This is a genomic window from Arthrobacter sp. 05T47 (assembly GCF_056395825.1).
The window spans coordinates 21,643-39,901 of sequence record NZ_JBFTKG010000006.1; the positions used below are offsets into that span (position 1 = coordinate 21,643).

An 18,259-nucleotide genomic window follows, 5' to 3' on the forward strand; every position below is an offset into this window, starting at 1 on the left:
TATGACTGAGAACAAGACCGTTGAAGAACTGATTGCCCGCTCCAACCGCCTGGGCGCGGACAAGCGGAACACCAACTTCGCCGGCGGCAACACCTCCGCCAAGGGCACCGAGAAGGACCCGGTGACCGGCGAGGACGTCGAGCTCCTGTGGGTCAAGGGCTCCGGCGGGGACCTGGGCACGCTGAAGGCCGAGGGCCTTGCCGTCCTGCGGCTGGACCGGCTGCAGGCGCTCAAGAACGTGTACCCCGGCGTCGAGCGTGAAGACGAAATGGTGGCCGCTTTCGACTACTGCCTGCACGGCAAGGGCGGCGCGGCGCCGTCAATCGATACCGCCATGCACGGGCTGGTCGACGCCGCGCACGTGGACCACCTGCACCCGGACTCCGGCATTGCCATTGCCACGGCCGCCGACGGCGAGGCCCTCACCAAGGAGATCTTCGGCGAGAAGGTGGCGTGGGTGCCCTGGCGGCGCCCCGGCTTCCAGCTGGGCCTGGACATCGCCGCGATCAAGGACGCGAACCCGCACGCCGTGGGCACCATCCTCGGCGGCCACGGCATCACTGCCTGGGGCGCCACCAGCGAGGAAGCCGAAGCCAACTCGCTGTGGATCATCGAGCAGGCCGAGCAATACATCAAGGACCACGGCCGGGCCGAGCCGTTCGGGCCGAAGCTCCCCGGCTACGCCGCCCTCCCGGAGACCGAGCGCCGCGCGAAGGCCGCAGCACTGGCCCCCGTGATCCGCGGCCTCGCCTCCACGGACAAGCCGCAGCTGGGCCATTTCAGCGACGCCCCCGCCGTCCTGGACTTCCTCGAAGCCGCCGAACATCCCCGGCTCGGGGCCCTGGGCACGTCCTGCCCGGACCACTTCCTGCGCACCAAGGTCAAGCCGCTGGTCCTGGACCTGCCCGCGGACGCCTCGATCGAGGACTCCGTGGCCCGGCTCAAGGAACTCCACACCGCCTACCGCGAGGACTACCAGGGGTACTACGACCGGCACGCGACCCCGGACAGCCCAGCCCTGCGCGGCGCGGACCCGGCGATCGTCCTGGTTCCCGGGGTGGGCATGTTCTCCTTCGGGGCAAACAAGCAGACCGCCCGGGTGGCGGGGGAGTTCTACCTGAACGCCATCAACGTCATGCGCGGCGCCGAGGCCGTCTCCAGCTACGCCCCGATCGAGGAATCCGAGAAGTTCCGGATCGAATACTGGGCCCTGGAAGAGGCGAAGCTGGCCCGGATGCCCAAGCCGAAATCCCACGCGGGCCGGATCGCCCTGGTGACCGGGGCGGCGTCGGGCATCGGCAAGGCGATCGCCACCCGCTTCGCCGCCGACGGCGCGTGCGTGGTCATCGCGGACCTGAACCTCGAGAACGCTGAAAAGGTGGCCGCGGAACTCGGCGGCTCCGACGTCGCGATCGGCGTCCAGGCCGACGTCACAGACGAAGCCCAGATCGCCGCGGCCATCCAGGCAGCCGTCCTGGCCTTCGGCGGACTGGACCTGGTGGTCAACAACGCCGGGCTCTCCATCTCCAAGCCGCTCCTGGAAACCACGGAGAAGGACTGGGACCTGCAGCACAACGTCATGGCCAAGGGCTCGTTCCTGGTGGCCAAGGCCGCCGCGCAGGTGATGATCGGCCAGGAGATGGGCGGGGACATCATTTACATCTCCTCCAAAAACTCCGTGTTCGCCGGGCCGAACAACATCGCCTACTCCGCCACCAAGGCAGACCAGGCCCACCAGGTCCGGCTCCTGGCCGCGGAACTGGGCGAGTACGGGATCCGGGTCAACGGCATCAACCCCGACGGCGTGGTCCGCGGCTCCGGGATCTTCGCCGGCGGCTGGGGCGCCAAGCGCGCCGCCGTCTACGGCGTGGACGAGCAGGAACTGGGCAAGTACTACGCCCAGCGCACCCTGCTCAAGCGCGAAGTCCTGCCCGAGAACGTGGCCAACGCCGCCGCCGTGCTGACCGGCAGCGAGCTCTCCCACACCACCGGGCTCCACATCCCCGTGGACGCCGGCGTGGCCGCGGCCTTCCTGCGATGAGCACAGCAGCCCCCGGCCTGGCCAGCGCTCCGGCAACCAACGGAACGGTGCCCGGCAGCGTCTTTGCCGCCGTCGACATTGGTGCGTCCTCCGGCCGGGTCATCCTGGGCCGGGTTGCGCACAGCCCCGGCGGGACGAGGGCAGAGCTCGAGACCGTGCACCGCTTCCCCAACGGCGTCAAGGAGCTCGACGGCGGCCTCCGCTGGGACTTCGACGCACTGTTCGCCGAGGTCCTCACCGGGCTCGCGGCCGCCGCCACGGCGGCCGCGGCCCGCGGCGAGCGGATCGCCAGCATCGGGATCGACACCTGGGCCGTGGACTACGGCCTGGTCAACGACGCCGGTGAACTCCTCGCGGCACCGTTCAGCTACCGCGACGACCGGGGCCGCGGCGCCGTCGCACGGGTCCACGAAAAGCTGGACCCGGCGCGTCTCTACGCCACTACGGGGCTGCAGTTCCTGCCGTTCAACACCATCTACCAGCTCGCCGCCGAGCCCGGGCTGGACGGTGTGCAGGCCCTGCTGATCCCGGACCTCATTGGGTTCCTGCTGACCGGCCAGCGCCGCACCGAGGCCACCAACGCTTCCACCACGGGGCTCTTCGACGCCGTCGCGGGGGAGTGGGCCACGGAGTTCCTGGCCTCCCTGGGCTTGCCCAAGGACCTGTTCCCGCCGCTGGTCCAACCAGGGGAGACGGTCGGCACCCTGCTGCCGGGGATCGCGGAACGGACGGGGCTGCCGGCTGCCACGAAGGTGGTGGCCGTGGGCTCGCACGACACCGCCTCGGCCGTCGCCGCCGTGCCCGCGGGCGGCGGAGGCGATGAGGAGAAATTCGGCTACGTCTCCTCGGGCACCTGGTCCCTGGTGGGCGTCGAACTCTCCCACCCGGTCCTGACCGAGGCCAGCCGGGCCGCGAACTTCACCAACGAACGCGGCGTGGACGGCACCATCCGCTACCTGCGCAACGTCGGCGGCCTCTGGCTCCTCAGCGAATGCCAGCGCACCTGGGCAGCCGAGGGCTACCGGCCCGGACTCGAGGAACTGCTCGACGCCGCCGCAACCCTTCCGCCCGGAGGACCCGTCATCAACGCCGACGACCCCTTTTTCATCGCCCCGGACAACATGCCCGAGCGCATCCGGGCCGCGGTCCGCAACACCGGTGCCGTCCTGCCCGAGCATCCCGCGCACATCGTGCGGTGCATCCTGGACAGCCTCGCCGCCGGCTACGCCCGGACCCTCGCCGACGCGGAACGGCTTGCTGACGTGCACGCCGGCGTCGTGCACATTGTGGGCGGCGGATCCCAGAACCGGCTCCTGTGCCAGCTCACCGCCGACGCCACCGGCAAACCCGTCCTGGCCGGACCCGTGGAAGCCACGGCGCTGGGCAACGTCCTGGTCCAGGCCCGGGCCGCCGGTGCGCTCAGCGGTGGCTTGGGCGAGCTGCGGGCCGTCGTCCGGGCCTCCCAGCAGCCTGCGGAGTATCTGCCTTCACCTGCCGCGGAAGACCAGCGGGCCGGGCATGAGCCGGCAGCCAGGTCCGTGTCCGGAGGTGCCCTGTGAGGATCGCGTTGTTCGCCACCTGCATCGTGGACGCCATGTACCCGCGGACGGCCCAAGCCACGGTGTCCATCCTCGAGCGCCTCGGCCACGAGGTCATCTTCCCCGCCGGGCAGGCCTGCTGCGGGCAGATGCACGTCAACAGCGGCTACTTCAAGGAGGCGCTGCCCGTCGTCGCCAACCATGTGACGGCATTCGAAGAAGATGAGTACGACGTCGCCGTCGCACCTTCCGGGTCCTGCGTCGCCTCCGTGAAGCACCAGCACTCCATGATCGCCCGCCGCTGCGGGGACGCCGGGCTGGAAGCCCGGGCAGCCGCCGTCGGGCGCAAGACCTACGAGCTCTCCCAGCTCCTGGTCGATGTCCTCGGCGTCACGGATGCCGCGGCGCAGCTGGGCTCTTATTTCCCGCACCGGATCACCTACCACCCCAGCTGCCACGGCATGCGGCTGCTCCGGCTTGGCGACCGGCAGCTGGATCTGCTGCGCTCGGTCGGCGGCATCGAATTGGCCGAACTGCCCGAGGCCGAGCAGTGCTGCGGCTTCGGCGGCACCTTCTCGATGAAGAACGCGGACGTGTCCTCGGCGATGCTCGCGGACAAGACCGCCAACATCTGCGGCACCGGCGCGGACCTCTGCGCCGGCGGCGACGCCTCCTGCCTCCTGCACATCGGCGGCGGACTGTCCCGGCAGGGCAGCGGCGTCACCACGATGCACTTCGCCGAGATCCTGGCCAGCACCCTCGAATATCCCGCCGCCGTCAGCGGCGACATCCGCCTCACCACGGGAAGGACCGCACGATGAGCGGCACATTCCTGGGAATGCCGTCCCTGCCGGTTTTCGGCATCGGCAACCTGCACGAACACGAGCCCTTCCCGAAAGCCGCGCACCGCGAGCTCGGCAACACCCAGCTGCGGGCAAACCTCGGCCACGCCACCCGGACCATCCGGGACAAACGGCAGGCTGTGGTGTCGGAGCTGCCCGACTGGGAGGAGCTGCGTGAGGCGGGCCGGGTGATCAAGGAATCAGTCATGGCCCGGCTGCCGGAACTGCTCGTGGAGTTCGAGGGGAACTTCACCGCCCGCGGCGGGACAATCCATTGGGCCCGCGACGCCGGCGAAGCCAACCGGATAGTCGCCGCCCTCATCCGGGAGCAGGGCGCTGACGAGGTGGTCAAGGTCAAATCCATGGCCACCCAGGAAATCGGCCTCAACGAGTACCTCGAGGAGCAGGGGATCGCGGCGTTGGAGACCGACCTCGCCGAGCTCATCGTCCAGCTGGACCACGACAAGCCCAGCCACATCCTGGTCCCGGCCATCCACAAGAACCGCAGCCAGGTCCGGGACATCTTCCTGCGCGAAATGGACGGCGTGGATCCGGACCTGACCGACGAACCGGCCCGCCTCGCCGCGGCCGCCCGGGCCCATCTGCGCCGCAAGTTCCTCACCGCCAAGGTGGCCGTGTCCGGCGCGAACTTTGCCCTGGCGGACTCCGGCACGCTCGCCGTCGTCGAATCCGAAGGCAACGGGCGCATGTGCCTGACGCTCCCGGAAACCCTCATCACCGTCATGGGCGTGGAGAAGCTGCTGCCGGCCTGGGAGGACCTCGAGGTGTTCATGCAGCTGCTCCCGCGGTCCTCCACCGGGGAGCGGATGAACCCGTACACCTCGCTGTGGACCGGCGTCACGCCCGACGACGGGCCGCAGAACGTCCACCTGGTCCTGCTCGACAACGGGCGCAGCGCCGCCCTGGCCGACGAAATGGGCCGTTCTGCCCTGAACTGCATCCGCTGCAGCGCCTGCATGAATGTCTGCCCCGTCTACGAGCGCACCGGCGGGCATGCCTACGGGTCCACCTACCCGGGACCGATCGGCGCGATCCTGTCCCCGCTGCTGACCGGGATCACGGCCGAGGAGAACAATTCCCTGCCGTACGCCTCTTCCCTGTGCGGGGCCTGCTACGACGCCTGCCCGGTGAAGATCAACATCCCGGACATCCTGGTGCACCTGCGCGGCGAGGACGTGGACAGCAAACGCGGCAAGAAGAAATTGCCCAGCCAGATGGACTTGGGCATGAAGGCGGCCTCCTGGGCGCTGTCCTCCGGGAAGAACCTTGGCCTGGTGGAGAAGGCGTTGCCCCTGGGCCGGCTGGCCGCCGGACCGGACCGGAAGATCACCAAACTGCCGGGCATCGCCGCCGGCTGGACCCAGAGCCGGGACATCCCGGCCCCGCCCGGACAGTCGTTCCGGCAATGGTGGGACAAGGAGCACCGGGCCCCGGCTGGCCCGGCTCCGGGCTCTGGGGCTGGGGCCGCTGGTTCAGACGGCTCAGGTACCGAATCCGCCGGCACAGAACCCGCCGGCACAGAGGAGACCCCGTGAACGCGCGCGCAGAAATACTCGACCGGATCCGCTCGGCCCTCCGGGACGCCCCGGCCGTGGCCGAGGTGCCCCGCGACTACCGCCGCGCGTCCGGACTCGGCGAGCAAGAGCTCATCGAGCTCCTGACGGACCGGCTCCTGGACTACAAGGCAAACGTCTTCGTCGAGGATGCGGCGGCGGTTCCGCGGCGGCTCGCCACGCTGCTTGAGGGCACCGGCCGCTACGCCGTCCCGCACGGACTCGACCAGTCCCTGTTCGCGGAGGCGGACGCGGACGACGCCGGCTCCCGCCGCGTTGCCGACGTCCCCGGGCACCGGCTCAGCGTCGAGGAACTGGACGGGGTGGACGCCGTCGTGACCGGCAGCGCCGCCGCGGTCGCCGAAACCGGCACCATCATCCTCGACGCCGGCCCGGACCAGGGCCGCCGGGTCATCAGCCTCGTCCCGGACCGGCACATCTGCATTGTCCGGGCCGGGGACATCACCGCCATCCTGCCGGAGGCCCTTCGCCGGCTCGACGCCACCCGCGCGCAGACCTGGATCAGCGGCCCCAGCGCCACGAGCGACATCGAACTCGAACGCGTCGAAGGAGTCCACGGCCCGCGGACCCTGGACGTGGTGATCGTGCGCGGGTAGACGGGGGGACGTGGCCCTGCGTCAACTTGCAAATAAGTTGCAAATAGAGGGACGCAGGGCTTTCCTGCTGGCAATGAGGTGTGCCCGGTGAGCGCGGCAAAGCCAATCGCCCAGAAAATACTCATGTTCTTCTCAGCGGGGAGTTGAACCATGGAACCATGTACTTAGTTGATCCCAGAGCCTACGCATATCGCTTGATGCATCCTGGCGCCTGGTTCCGCACTGCGATCTGCCGGCACCTGGTAGTCCAAGGCCAGCAGTCCACGCACTCCCGACTCGACTATCTCGAGGCCGGCGTCACGGGAACTCTGAGTACTGCCTACTCGCGTCGCAGGGCCAAGGAACTGGAGCAGGCCTTCCGGAACGGCGAAGTTTCCTACGAAGACGCGTGCCTGGAGATGGAGCAGCTCGACGGAGGTATCTGAGCGGTTGCCTGCGCTCGCCGGAACAGAGGGTCCGCTACGATGACGCTATGAGCGCGCAGCTACGCTAGCCCCATTTGGGGGCCGGCGACAATGGAAAGGCATTCCATGATCAAGCGCGCTCTGCCACATGCACTGTTCTATGTCTTCGGACACCGTGTCTGCTGTGGCGCCATTCCTGACTGGACCGCTCACGTCGGCCAGAAGTGGGACACCTTTGATGTCGCACCCTACAACCTCTACAACGTCATCTGGCGCGCTCAGAACTGGGTCCTGCAAAACTGCGACGACTAACCGTCTCAGAGCGTTCTTTTCGCGTGGCAACTGCTCCGGCACCCGAGCAGGGAGAAGGGGCCGAATTGGGCTGGGCGTAGGGTGGAAGTTGGACGAAAGGAGCACTTCATGAAGAAAATCCTTATGGTACTGACCAGCGTTTCCGAGATCGGTGATACCGGAGAGAAGACCGGCTACAACGTGGCCGAAGCTGCACATCCCTGGAAGGTCTTCAAAGATTCCGGGCATTTCGTCGACTTTGCGTCCATCCAGGGCGGCCAGCCCCCTCGCGACGAGGTGGACTCAGAAGATCCCATCCAAGTCGCCTTCACGGAGGACGAGACCACGCGCGCCGGCCTCTACAACACTGCCCGCGTCGACGTCGTTGATCCCGGCCAGTACGACGCCGTCTTCCTGGTGGGAGGCCACGGCACCATGTGGGACTTCCCGTACAGCGAAGGCTTGCAGAATCTGGTGGCCAGCGTCTACAACACCGGTGGCTTGGTGGGCGCGGTGTGTCACGGACCGGCTGGCCTGCTGAACGTGGAATTGGAGAACGGGTTCCGCCTCGTCGAGGGCCGGAAGGTGGCCGCCTTCACCAACGACGAGGAGGTTGCCGCAGGGAAGGACAAGGTCATCCCGTTCTTCTTGGCAGACCGGCTCGAGGAACAGGGCGCCACCCACGTCTCCGCTGGTGTCTTTGAGGAGAAGGTCGTCGTTGACGACCGGCTGGTGACCGGCCAGAACCCGGCCTCAGCCGCGGGCGTGGCCAAGGAGATGGAGAAGCTCTTCGCAGCGGTCATCCACCAGGAAAAAGCCGAGGAGCAGCACGAGACCGAGGCCCTGCGCGCCGAGAAGGATGCCGAGAAAAACGCCAAGAAGGCTGCCGCAGAAGCGGAGCACTAACACCAACAGCCCCCTAAGACTGACGGCCGCCCCGACGAGGGGCGGCCGTCAGTTGTCGTGCATGCGCCGGCTACCACACTGTCCAGCGCATCTAAGAGAGTTCGGGACACCGCCGTTGACCGTCCGAGGCGCCTTTGGACACGATCCCGGCCCTTTGGTCCGATGTCCGCGGCGTGTCCGTGCCAAAGTGCCCCCGGACCGCATCCGCCGGGCGAGACCACGACGCCCGAGTCCGGTAGCTCAGGGGTCCCGGCAGGACGCCCCTGGCATGCCCGGCAATTACAGACGTTTTGTCCTAGAACCCCTTCAATGCCAACGAGAAAGTTCCGGGCAAAGCAAAAGGCCCTGCTTCCCTTTGTTTGCAAGGGAAGCAGGGCCTTTCTCGTTCGCGGTGACGGTGGGATTTGAACCCACGTTGGCTTTTACACCAAACAACATTTCGAGTGTTGCACCTTCGGCCGCTCGGACACGTCACCAACCTGACTAGGGTACCGGAGCAAGGCGCCCATCCACAAAACGAGCCCCAACGGCTCCCGCACACCACCGCGAACGCGCGCCGCACCCTTCCCCGCGAACAGGGAGAAGCACTAGATTCGGAAGCACAATGACGATTTCTGAACGGCACGCCACGGCCACCGCCTATTGGACCGTCGGCCCGGAGCAGGGCGAGCTCCGCAGTGAGGTGCTGCCCGCCCGCGGGCCCGGCGAGGCGCTGGTCCGGACCCTGTATTCGGGCATCAGCAAGGGCACCGAGCTGGTGGTCCATCACGCCAGCGTCCCCGAGTGCGTTGCGGCGGCCATGGCCGCCCCCAACCAGGCGGGGGACTTCCCGTACCCGGTGAAGTTCGGCTACCTCACCGTGGGGGTGGTCGAGGAGGGGCCGGAGGGCTGGGCAGGCAAGACCGTCTTTTGCCTCTACCCGCACCAGGACCGCTTCATCGTCCCGATCGAATCCCTCACCGTCGTCCCCGACGGCGTTCCTGCCCGCCGCGCCGTGCTCACCGGCACGGTGGAAACCGCCGTCAACGGCCTCTGGGAGGCTGGACCCCGGCTGGGCGACAGGGTTGCCGTGATCGGTGCCGGACTCGTCGGCGGCATGGTGGCCAAGCTACTGGCCGGCTTTCCGCTCGCGCGGCTCCAGCTGGTCGACGTCGACCCCGCCAAACGTGCGTTCGCGGACGCCCTCGGCGTCGACTTCAGCCACCCCGACGACGCCCTCCCGGACTGCGACATCGTGATCCACTGCTCCGCCTCGCAGGAGGGCCTGCAGCGGAGCCTGCAGCTGGCGGGCGACGACGGCGACATCATCGAAATGTCCTGGTACGCCGACCGGAAAGTCACCCTCCCGCTGGGTGAGGACTTCCACGCCCGCCGCCTGTCCATCCGGGCCAGCCAGGTGGGGGTTGTAGCCCGCGCCCGCCGGCACCGCCGCACCAACGCCGAGCGCCTCGCGCTCGCCGTCGCCCTGCTGCAGGACCCGCTATTTGATGTCTTCCTCACCGGGCAGTCGCCGTTGGCGGAGCTCCCCGGCGTCGTCCAGCGGCTCGCCGACGGGACCTTGGACGCCCTGTGCCACGTCATTGAACACCCATCCGTCGAAACACCATCCAATGAAGAGCAAACCGCCCCTGTCCCGTTCAACGAAGCCACGAGGTAGCCCGTGTACAGCCTGACCGTCCGCCGCAGCTTCATGATTGCCCACAGCCTTCCCCGCGAAATCTTCGGCCCCGCCCAGGGTCTGCACGGGGCCACGTTCGTCACGGAGGTGACCTTCCGCCGTCGTGAGCTCAATGACGACGCGATCGTGCTGGACATCGGTGCGGCGGGGGCCGTGGTGGACGAGGTCCTCGATGGGTTGAACTACCAGAACCTCGACGAGCACCCCGACTTCGCCGGCAAGCTGAGCACCGCCGAGGCCCTGGCCCGATACATCGCCGACGCCATCGCCGCACAGATCCGCGTCGGCAACGACGGGCGCGATCTCACCGGGCTGAACGTCACCCTGCGCGAAAACCCCGACGCCTGGGCCGGCTACTCGCTGGACTTCGACGCCCACTAGGCGCAGCAGATGCCCCCGCCCAGCCCTCGCCTGCGGTTCGTGGTGCCCGGCAACGTCCGGCACAACTCAGGCGGCAATGTCTACAACGCGGCGCTCGCCCGGGAACTGGCCACCCTCGGCGTCGCGGTAGAGACCTGCCCGCTCGACGGCGACTGGCCCGGCGGCAGCGCGGGAGACCGGCGGCGTCTGGCCGCGCTGCTGCGCCCGGCACCGAATGCGGGCGGCTCTGCAGGGTCCGTGACGCTGGTCGACAGCCTCCTTGCCTGCGGGGCGCCCGCCGAACTGGAGGCGGCCGCAGCAGCCGGGCAGCCGGCCTGGGTCCTGCTGCACATGCCCCTGCCGGAGCATCCCGAGCGTGAACGCCGGGCGCTGCAGGCCGCGGGCGGGATCATCTGCACAAGCCGCTCGGCTGCGGCGGGCATCGGCGCCCGGCACGGCCTCGATAATTTGCTTGTCGCCCTGCCGGGTAGTGTGCCGGCCCCGCTGGCGGTGGGAAGCCTGGCCGCCGGCAACGGCGTGCCGCATTTCATCGCCGTCGCCGCGCTGCTGCCGAACAAGGACCAGGCGCTCCTGCTGGACGCGCTCTCCCTGCTCAGGGACCTGCCCTGGACGGCGTCCCTCATCGGCTCGGACACCGCCCACCCGGCCTATGCCGCACGGCTGCGGGACACTGTGGAACGCTTGGGCCTGGCCGGGCGGGTCAGTATCCCAGGCGAGCTCCGGGGCCCGGCGCTGGATACTGCATGGGATGCGGCCGATCTCAGCCTGCTGATTTCCCGGGCCGAAACCTACGGGCTGGTGGTCACCGAATCGCTGGCCCGCGGCATTCCCGTGGTGGTGCGCGGCGGCACCGGAGCCGTCGAGGCCCTCGCCGCCGGCAGCCCGCCCGGCACGCCGGTACCGGACAGCCGGCCGGTGCCCAACAGGCAGCAACCGGACGGGCCGGCGCCGGATTCGCAGCTGCCGGGCGCCGCCGTCGAACTCGGAACAGACCCCGCCCCGCTGGCGGACGTGCTCCGCCGCTGGCTGGCCGACGCCGGACTCAGGGACCGCTGGCGGGACGCTGCGGCGGCCGCCCGGGACCGGCTGCCCGGCTGGGACGCCACCGCCCGGACCGTTCTGGAGGTCCTCTCCATGGCAGCTGCGGAAACTCCGGCAGCTCCGGAGTCGCCCGAAACCGCCAACCCCGGAACAGGACGGCGCGGGTTGATACGGCTTCTTGATACCGCTGACAGTGAAGCTGTTGGAGAATGAGCCCATGAGCACCCACCCTGTCGCCACGCAATCGTCGGTAGAAGAGTCCGTCAACTTGCCGGAGCCGCAGAGCCTGACCCCGGAGCGGCTCCGGGCGTGGGCCTGGCACCGGCAGGGACTGGACGGCTCGCTGGCCGGCCGCACGGCGGAGCAGGTGTTCGCCCGGGCGGGCTGGGCACGGTCTGTGGGCGGCGCCAATCCGTACCTCACGCTGTTCGCCCGCGCCGGCATCCGCCGCGAACAGGTGGACGCGGACGTCCTTGCCCACCGGATCCTCGAACTTCCCGTCGCGCGCGGCTGCACCTACGTCCTGGGCCGGGAGGACTTCGCCTGGGCGCTGAAGCTGGGCAAGGACGACGCCGAGGCGGTGCGGGCGCTAGGCCGGCTTGGCGTGGACCGGGGCGAAATCACGCTCCTGGAGGAGCAGGTGCTGCACGTGCTCGCCGAGGCGGAGGGGCCTATGGATCCGCGCCAGCTCAAGGAGGAACTGGGCGACTCGGTGCGGAACCTCGGCGAGGAGGGCAAGAAGAAGGGCGCCGCCACCACGCTGCCCACGGCGCTCGGGATCCTGCAGTCGCAGGGCAAGATCCGCCGCGTTCCGGCCAACGGGCGCCTGGACCAGCAGCGCTACGCCTACGAGCCCTGGGACCTGGCGCCCAGCGGCATCGACGACGACGCCGTGCGCACCGAGCTGATCCGACGCTACCTGGGCTGGACCGGGGGAGCCACGCTCAAGCAATCGCAGTGGTTCACCGGGTTCACGGTGGCGCAAAGCAAGGCGGCGCTCGCCGCCGTCGGCGCCGTCGAGGTGCCCACTGCCCTTACCACCGCCGGGGGTGACGCGCTGTGGATGCTGCCGGACGACGTCGGCCGCCTCGCCTCCTTCGACGCGCCGGCGGACGAACAGATTCAGCTGCTCGCCGGAACGGATTCCCTGTTCCTGCTGCGCCGCAACGCCGGGGACCTGCTCGCGGGGGAGGACCAGCACAGGCCTGCGCTGGGATCGCTCGCGCTGCAGGCCGATCTCCCGGACCATCCGATCCTGGACCGCGGCCGGATCATCGGACTCTGGCAGTACGAACCGGCCAACGAGCGGATCGTGCCCTGGCTGTTCCACGGCCCCACGCCTGCCGTGACACAGCGGATCGCCGAGGTGGAGGCCTGGATCCGCGAGGACCTCGGGGATTTCCGGGCCTTCAGCCTGGATTCACCGGCTTCCCGACAGAAGCGGATCGATGCGCTCGCGGCGTCTGCAGAAACCCCCGCGGCAGCGTCTTCTTCCGGCGGAGCCCGGTAGCCGGGAACGGATCAGGCGCGGTGCCCGGCGAAGAAGTCCCGCAGCAGCGCGGCGCACTCCTGCTCCCTGACGCCGGCAAACACTTCCACCCAGTGGTTGAGCCGGCGCTCGCGGAGGATGTCGAACACCGAACCCGCGGCGCCGGCCTTCTCATCCCAGGCGCCGAAGACCACCCGCGGAATCCTGGCGAGGACGATCGCTCCGGCGCACATCGCGCAGGGCTCCAGGGTGACCACCAGAGTGCAGTCCTCCAGCCGCCAGCCGTCGTCGCCCTTGCCTTCCTGGGCCCGGCTCGCCCGCAACCGCGCGGCGGCCTCCCGGATGGCGACCATTTCGGCGTGGGCCGTGGGGTCCCCGAGCGCCTCGCGTTCGTTTCGCCCGGCGCCCAGCACGGAACCGTCCGGTCCGATCACGACGGCGCCGATCGGCACGTCCTCGGTGGCCAGGGCATTCCGGGCCTCCGCCAGGGCAAGGCTCATCCATTGGGCATGGCGGGGCTCAGCGGCAGTCATGGGTCAATGATAGTTTCGATCCTAAGCATGCTGTGCAGCTCCGCTGTGCAGCCACAAGTAGTCGGGAGACGGCCGTGACCACACCAACAGAGAACTGGTTGGCGCGGCGCTGGGGCAAATGGGTGGTGCCCTACGCGGCCCTGTGGATCACCATGCTGATCGGCGGCGTGGTGGTGGTGATCCTGGCGCTGGTGACGGCCGAGGTCTACGACAACGTGGTGGACGACGCCGGTCTTGCGAACTTGGACAGGCCGACGCTGGCGTTCATGGAGCAGCTGCGCAGCCCTGGCCTGGACGCCTTTGTCACCGGGTTCACAAATATCGGCGGCGGCATCGGGATGCCCATCCTGGGCAGCATCCTGACAGCGCTGCTGATCTACAAGTCCCGGAGCTGGCGGCCGCTGATCCTGATCGGCGGCGCTGCCGCCGTGTCGGTGACTGCCACAGCCCTGGGCAAGAAAATGATCGGCCGCGCCCGCCCGGACCATGCCGACGCGGTGCCACCCTACGAGACCTCGCCGTCGTTCCCGAGCGGGCACACGCTCAACACCACGGTGGTGATCGCCCTCGTGGTGTACCTGGCCTGCCTGGAGATCAAGCGGACCAGCGCCCGGATCGCCCTGATCGCCGCCGGTGTGATCTTCATCGTCGCGATGGGCCTGAGCCGGGTCTATCTGGGCCATCACTGGATGACCGACGTGATCGTCGGGTGGGTCATCGGGCTGGCCTGGGTGGGGATTGTGATCCTGGCCCACAGGTTCTTCCATGTGCTGCGACGCCGCGAACACGCAGGGGCCGCGCCGACCTTCGGGCATCCCGCCCACCTCCACGACAGGGCCGACGCCGGCAGCCCCGCCAGCCCTGCCGGCGGCACTGCTCAGGCTCACGCGAACGACGCCGAACCCCCCGGCCCCGCGGGACGGTCCTCMGCRTCCGGGTGATAGTTTTGACCCATGCGCACTCTYGTTGTGGACCACCCGCTGGTCGCCCATAAGCTCACCGTTCTGCGGGACARGAACACCCCGTCCCCGGTCTTCCGCCAGCTCACCGAGGAGCTYGTGACGCTCCTCGCCTACGAGGCCACSCGTGACGTCCGCACGGAACCGGTGACCATCGAGACGCCGGTCAGCACCACGATCGGCACGGCCTTCACCAAGCCGACCCCGCTGGTGGTCCCGATTCTCCGGGCCGGGCTGGGCATGCTGGAGGGCATGACCAAGCTGGTCCCCACCGCCGAGGTCGGCTTCCTGGGCATGGCCCGTGACGAAGAGACCCTGGACATCATCACGTACGCCGAGCGCCTCCCGGAAGACCTCACAGACCGGCAGATCTTCGTCCTGGATCCCATGCTGGCCACCGGCGGAACCCTGCGCGAGGCCATCAAGTTCCTCTTCAAGCGCGGCGCCTCCGACGTCACCTGCATCTGCCTCCTGGCCGCCCCCGAGGGCCTGGCCAAGCTGGAGGAAGAGCTCTCCGACGCCAACGTGACGATCGTCCTGGCCTCCATCGACGAGAAGCTCAACGAGAAGTCCTACATCGTGCCCGGCCTGGGTGACGCCGGAGACCGCCTGTACGGCATCGCCGGCTAGGGGCAGTCCCCGCACGGGTCCGCTCCTCCTGCCAGTGACCGCGATCCCTTCCGCATTGCCGCGGTCCGCGCTAGCCTGTGCGGCATGGATTGGAAACTTGAACTGGTGTTCGTCCCGGTGTCCGATGTGGACCGGGCCAAGGATTTCTATGTCAACAAGGTGGGCTTCAACGCCGACTACGACGAGCGGCCCATGGAGGGGATCCGGTTCGTCCAGCTGACACCGCCGGGCTCCGGCTGCTCGATTGCCATCGGCGAGGGCCTCAACGACGCCCCGCCCGGTACGGCGCCGAGCCTTCAGCTGGTGGTCAGCGACATCCAGGCCGCGCACCAGCAGCTCAAGGACAACGGCGTGGATGTCAGCGACGTCGAGATCGAGGACTGGGGACACTTCGTCCACTTCGCCGACCCCGACGGCAACAAGTGGGCGGTGCAGTACATCCCCAGCCGGCCGAACGGCTGATCCCGTCCGGCTGCGTGGCAGCTTTGCAGCATCCGTGAAGTGGTCCTTTCGTGACGCCTGCCCGGAGGGTTGGGCGGGGCCTTAAGGCAGGATGGAAGCATGAGCTTTCCGTCCCATGCCAGCACCACGACCCTGACCGCGCGTGCCGTCCTGTTCGACATGGACGGCACGCTGGTCGACTCCACCAGCATCGTGGAGCAGGTCTGGACCACTTTCGCGGACCGCTACGGCCTGGATATCGGCGAGATCCTGCGCACCTCCCACGGGGTCCAGGCCATGGACACGGTCCGCAGGTTCGCACCGGCCGGGTCCGACATCCAGGCCCTCGCGGCCGAGCTCGGCCGGATGGAGCTCGCTGAGACCCGCGGCATTGTTCCGGTGCCGGGTGCCCTGGAGCTGCTGGCCAGCCTCCCGACGGATGCCGTGGCGCTGGTGACGTCAGCTTCACGGGACCTGGCCGGGGTCCGGATGGCGGCCGCGGGCATCGGCATCCCGGCTGCCTCGGTCACCTCGGAGGACGTCTCGCGGGGCAAACCCCACCCGGAGGGATACCTCCGGGCCGCCGCCCTGCTGGGTGTGGACCCGGCCGACGCGGTGGTGTTCGAGGACGCTCCGGCCGGGATTGCCGCCGGAATCGCCGCCGGCATCCCGACTGTTGCGGTGGGACCGAACGCCGGCGACCTTCCCGACGGCGTGCACCACATTCCCGACTACTCCGGGGTTTCCGTGACCACGCACATCACCGCCGACGGCCTGCGCACCCTGTCCTTCACGTTCTAGGCCACCGGCGCCTGCCCGGCCGGCTTACCTTGCCAGCAGGTAGACTGTGGTCCCGCCCACGGTCTGGGCGGTGAAATTGGCCTGCACCCAGGCGGCGATCTGGGCGGCGTCATTGGATCCGGATTCGCCTTGCATCATGCGCCCTACGATGAAGTAGTGGATCTTCCCGTCGGCCACGTACTGCTGGAACTGTGCCAGCGTTGGCGCCGGGTCCGTGCCGTTGAACCCGCCCACGGCCATCACCGGGAGCTGGGTGGCCAGCTGGTAGCCGGCGGCGTTGTTGGACCCGACGACGGCGGCGGCCCACGTGTACGTGCCGGCGTCCGTCTCCAGCGCGGTCACGAGGGCCGATGCCGGCGTGCTGACCCCGAGCAGGCCGCCCATTCCACCTGCCCCGCCCGCACCCTGGCCGCGGCCGACCCCGACAGCGTTAGTGGCGTTGCCGGTGGCCGCCGTTGCACCGCCGAAGGCCGGCGGCAGCCCGGCCCCGCCCCGGCCGGACACGGCCGGTCCGGCGCTGACGATCGAGCCGCTGTGGGCGGTGGCCGCGGTGGACAGCGAGTACGCCAGCGGTCCGGCGAGGGCGGCGACGACGGCGAGCCCCGCCGTCGTCCGTGCCATGCCCGCGGATGCCCGCTTGACCGGTCCACTGGCTTCCTTGAGCCCCGGGGCCGCGGAGGCCAGCACCAGGCCGGCGGCGGTGAGGGAGCCCAGGAGCACCACCCAGCGCAGCCACGGTACGAACGTCGCCGTCCGGCCGAGGAGCTCGGAGGCCATGGCCCCGGCCGCCACGATCGCGACGGCGAGGACGGCGGCGGCCACGGGCTGGTCCCGCCGCTGCCAGAGCAGGACGCCGCCGAGTCCGGCAAGCCCGGCGATCCCGGGGGCCAGCGCCACCATGTAGTACGGGTGGATGATCCCGGCCATGAGGCTGAAGGTCAGGCCGGTGACGGCAACCCAGGAGCCCCAGATGATCACGGAGGCCCGTACCGCGTCGGTGCGTGGAGCGCGGCGGCCCAGCCAGAGCAGCCCCGCTCCGAGCAGCAGCACCGAGGGCAGCAACCAGGCGATCTGGCCGCCGAACTCGCTGTTGAAGAGCCGGAACAGCCCGGGCGTGCCCCAGCCGTTGCCGCCGCCCACGCTGCCGGTTTCCTCGCCGTTCAGCCGGCCCAGGCCGTTGTAGCCGAGGGTCAGTTCCAGGATGGAGTTGTTCTGCGAGCCGCCGATGTACGGCCGGTTCGCGGCGGGAATGAGTTCGACGGCGGCCAGCCACCACCCGGCCGCGACGGCCATCGCCGCGCCCGCGGAGAGCAGGTGGAGGATCCGTTTCCCGGCCGCGGCCGGAGCCGCGAGCAGGTAGGCCAGGGCGAAGCCGGGGACAACCAGCAGGACCTGCAACTGCTTGGTGAGGAACCCGAAGCCCAGGAGCGCCCCGGCGAACAGGAGCCAGCGCAGCCGCGCATCCTGGATTGAACGCAGCACGGCGTAGGCGGCCGCGGTCATCAGCAGCACCAGCAACGCATCGGGGTTGTTGAACCGGAACATCAGCACGGCCACCGGTGTCAGGGCCATGACCGCACCGGCCAGGAGCCCTGCACGGTGGGCCAGCCGGGCGTCGGCCGTGGCGGGCGCCGCGGACCGGCGCACGGCCAGATAGAGGAGCCAGACCGTACCGACCCCCATGAGCGCCTGCGGGACCAGGACGCTCCAGGAACTCAGCCCGAAGATCCGCACGGACAGCCCCATCACCCACAGCGAGGCCGGCGGCTTGTCCACGGTGATGGCGTTGGCGGCGTCGGACGAACCGAAGAACCAGGCCGTCCAGTCCTGCGACCCGGCCTGTGCCGCCGCGGAGTAGAACGCGTTCGCCCAGCCGGAGGCGCCGAGGTTCCACACGTACAGCACGGCCGTGGCCAGGAGCAGGGCCGCGACTTCCAGCCGGTGCCGCTGCAGCGCCCGGGCGCCTCCGAGGGGCCGCACGCCGCCGGCCGGGGGCCCAAGACGCCTGGGACGTTCCGGGACCCGGGGCTGCGGAGGGCCCGGCGTGCGGGCCGGCGCCAGGCCGGGGCGGGGGCTCAGGGTGTCAGTCATGG

Annotated in this window: 18 protein-coding genes and 1 tRNA gene; 16 read left to right on the forward strand and 3 right to left on the reverse strand. The window is 69.4% G+C overall.

Going from position 1 to position 18,259, the window contains the following annotated elements; genetic code table 11:
* The first annotated feature begins 1 nt into the window (after position 1).
* The 8 genes from AC1DEY_RS07000 to AC1DEY_RS07035 all read left to right on the forward strand — a co-directional run bounded on the left by AC1DEY_RS07000 (position 2) and on the right by AC1DEY_RS07035 (position 8,213).
* Positions 2-2,041 carry a bifunctional aldolase/short-chain dehydrogenase gene (locus AC1DEY_RS07000; protein WP_476867319.1) on the forward strand — a complete coding sequence of 680 codons (2,040 nt, stop codon included), beginning with the start codon at positions 2-4 and terminating at the stop codon, positions 2,039-2,041.
* Positions 2,038-3,600: a rhamnulokinase gene (locus AC1DEY_RS07005; RefSeq protein WP_476867320.1), complete on the forward strand. Its 1,563-nt coding sequence runs from the start codon at positions 2,038-2,040 to the stop codon at positions 3,598-3,600. Before AC1DEY_RS07000 ends, AC1DEY_RS07005 begins: the two co-directional genes overlap by 4 nt.
* Entirely contained in the window at positions 3,597-4,400 is an 804-nt protein-coding gene (locus AC1DEY_RS07010; protein ID WP_476867321.1) for a (Fe-S)-binding protein, read from the forward strand. The genes AC1DEY_RS07005 and AC1DEY_RS07010 overlap by 4 nt, the downstream gene beginning before the upstream one ends.
* A complete protein-coding gene (locus AC1DEY_RS07015; RefSeq protein WP_476867322.1) occupies positions 4,397-5,977 on the forward strand; it encodes a LutB/LldF family L-lactate oxidation iron-sulfur protein in 1,581 nt (526 codons plus the stop codon). The genes AC1DEY_RS07010 and AC1DEY_RS07015 overlap by 4 nt, the downstream gene beginning before the upstream one ends.
* Positions 5,974-6,612, forward strand: a complete 639-nt coding sequence (locus AC1DEY_RS07020; RefSeq protein WP_476867323.1) for a LutC/YkgG family protein — start codon at positions 5,974-5,976, stop codon at positions 6,610-6,612. Before AC1DEY_RS07015 ends, AC1DEY_RS07020 begins: the two co-directional genes overlap by 4 nt.
* A 194-nt stretch (positions 6,613-6,806) precedes the next feature.
* Positions 6,807-7,037 carry a hypothetical protein gene (locus AC1DEY_RS07025; RefSeq protein WP_476867324.1) on the forward strand — a complete coding sequence of 77 codons (231 nt, stop codon included), beginning with the start codon at positions 6,807-6,809 and terminating at the stop codon, positions 7,035-7,037.
* Positions 7,038-7,142: 105 nt separating this feature from the next.
* Positions 7,143-7,328: a hypothetical protein gene (locus AC1DEY_RS07030; protein WP_441410930.1), complete on the forward strand. Its 186-nt coding sequence runs from the start codon at positions 7,143-7,145 to the stop codon at positions 7,326-7,328.
* 108 nt (positions 7,329-7,436) lie between these two features.
* A complete protein-coding gene (locus AC1DEY_RS07035; RefSeq protein ID WP_476867325.1) occupies positions 7,437-8,213 on the forward strand; it encodes a type 1 glutamine amidotransferase domain-containing protein in 777 nt (258 codons plus the stop codon).
* Between the two features lie 389 nt (positions 8,214-8,602).
* Here AC1DEY_RS07035 and AC1DEY_RS07040 read toward each other — a convergent pair.
* Positions 8,603-8,689: transfer RNA gene (locus tag AC1DEY_RS07040), tRNA-Ser, on the reverse strand.
* Between the two features lie 128 nt (positions 8,690-8,817).
* On the opposite strand from AC1DEY_RS07040, the gene AC1DEY_RS07045 reads away from it, so the two are divergent.
* Genes AC1DEY_RS07045 through AC1DEY_RS07060 form a run of 4 tightly spaced genes read left to right on the forward strand, consistent with a single transcriptional unit; the run spans position 8,818 to position 12,823 of the window.
* Positions 8,818-9,870 carry a zinc-dependent alcohol dehydrogenase gene (locus AC1DEY_RS07045; RefSeq protein ID WP_476867326.1) on the forward strand — a complete coding sequence of 351 codons (1,053 nt, stop codon included), beginning with the start codon at positions 8,818-8,820 and terminating at the stop codon, positions 9,868-9,870.
* A gap of 3 nt (positions 9,871-9,873) precedes the next feature.
* A complete protein-coding gene (locus tag AC1DEY_RS07050) occupies positions 9,874-10,272 on the forward strand; it encodes a 6-pyruvoyl trahydropterin synthase family protein (protein ID WP_476867327.1) in 399 nt (132 codons plus the stop codon).
* A gap of 9 nt (positions 10,273-10,281) precedes the next feature.
* Positions 10,282-11,526: a glycosyltransferase gene (locus AC1DEY_RS07055; RefSeq protein ID WP_476867328.1), complete on the forward strand. Its 1,245-nt coding sequence runs from the start codon at positions 10,282-10,284 to the stop codon at positions 11,524-11,526.
* Positions 11,527-11,530: 4 nt separating this feature from the next.
* Positions 11,531-12,823, forward strand: a complete 1,293-nt coding sequence (locus AC1DEY_RS07060) for a DNA glycosylase AlkZ-like family protein (RefSeq protein WP_476867329.1) — start codon at positions 11,531-11,533, stop codon at positions 12,821-12,823.
* 11 nt (positions 12,824-12,834) lie between these two features.
* On the opposite strand, the gene AC1DEY_RS07065 is transcribed toward AC1DEY_RS07060, so the two are convergent.
* On the reverse strand, positions 12,835-13,335 hold the full coding sequence (locus AC1DEY_RS07065) for a nucleoside deaminase (RefSeq protein ID WP_476867330.1): 501 nt from the start codon (positions 13,333-13,335) through the stop codon (positions 12,835-12,837).
* A gap of 74 nt (positions 13,336-13,409) precedes the next feature.
* Between AC1DEY_RS07065 and AC1DEY_RS07070 the strand changes: the two genes are divergently transcribed.
* From AC1DEY_RS07070 to AC1DEY_RS07085, 4 genes are all read left to right on the forward strand, one after another.
* Positions 13,410-14,276, forward strand: coding sequence for a phosphatase PAP2 family protein (locus AC1DEY_RS07070; RefSeq protein ID WP_476867331.1), 867 nt, complete (start codon positions 13,410-13,412; stop codon positions 14,274-14,276).
* A 12-nt stretch (positions 14,277-14,288) separates the two neighbouring features.
* Complete coding sequence (gene upp / locus AC1DEY_RS07075; protein ID WP_476867332.1) at positions 14,289-14,924, forward strand: uracil phosphoribosyltransferase; 636 nt, start codon at positions 14,289-14,291, stop codon at positions 14,922-14,924.
* A gap of 84 nt (positions 14,925-15,008) precedes the next feature.
* Positions 15,009-15,386: a glyoxalase superfamily protein gene (locus AC1DEY_RS07080; protein ID WP_476867333.1), complete on the forward strand. Its 378-nt coding sequence runs from the start codon at positions 15,009-15,011 to the stop codon at positions 15,384-15,386.
* A 99-nt stretch (positions 15,387-15,485) separates the two neighbouring features.
* Positions 15,486-16,166, forward strand: coding sequence for an HAD-IA family hydrolase (locus AC1DEY_RS07085; RefSeq protein WP_476867334.1), 681 nt, complete (start codon positions 15,486-15,488; stop codon positions 16,164-16,166).
* 24 nt (positions 16,167-16,190) lie between these two features.
* Here the strand turns inward: AC1DEY_RS07085 and AC1DEY_RS07090 are convergent, their stop codons facing one another.
* Positions 16,191-18,257 carry a glycosyltransferase family 39 protein gene (locus AC1DEY_RS07090; protein ID WP_476867335.1) on the reverse strand — a complete coding sequence of 689 codons (2,067 nt, stop codon included), beginning with the start codon at positions 18,255-18,257 and terminating at the stop codon, positions 16,191-16,193.
* Positions 18,258-18,259 lie beyond the last annotated feature (2 nt).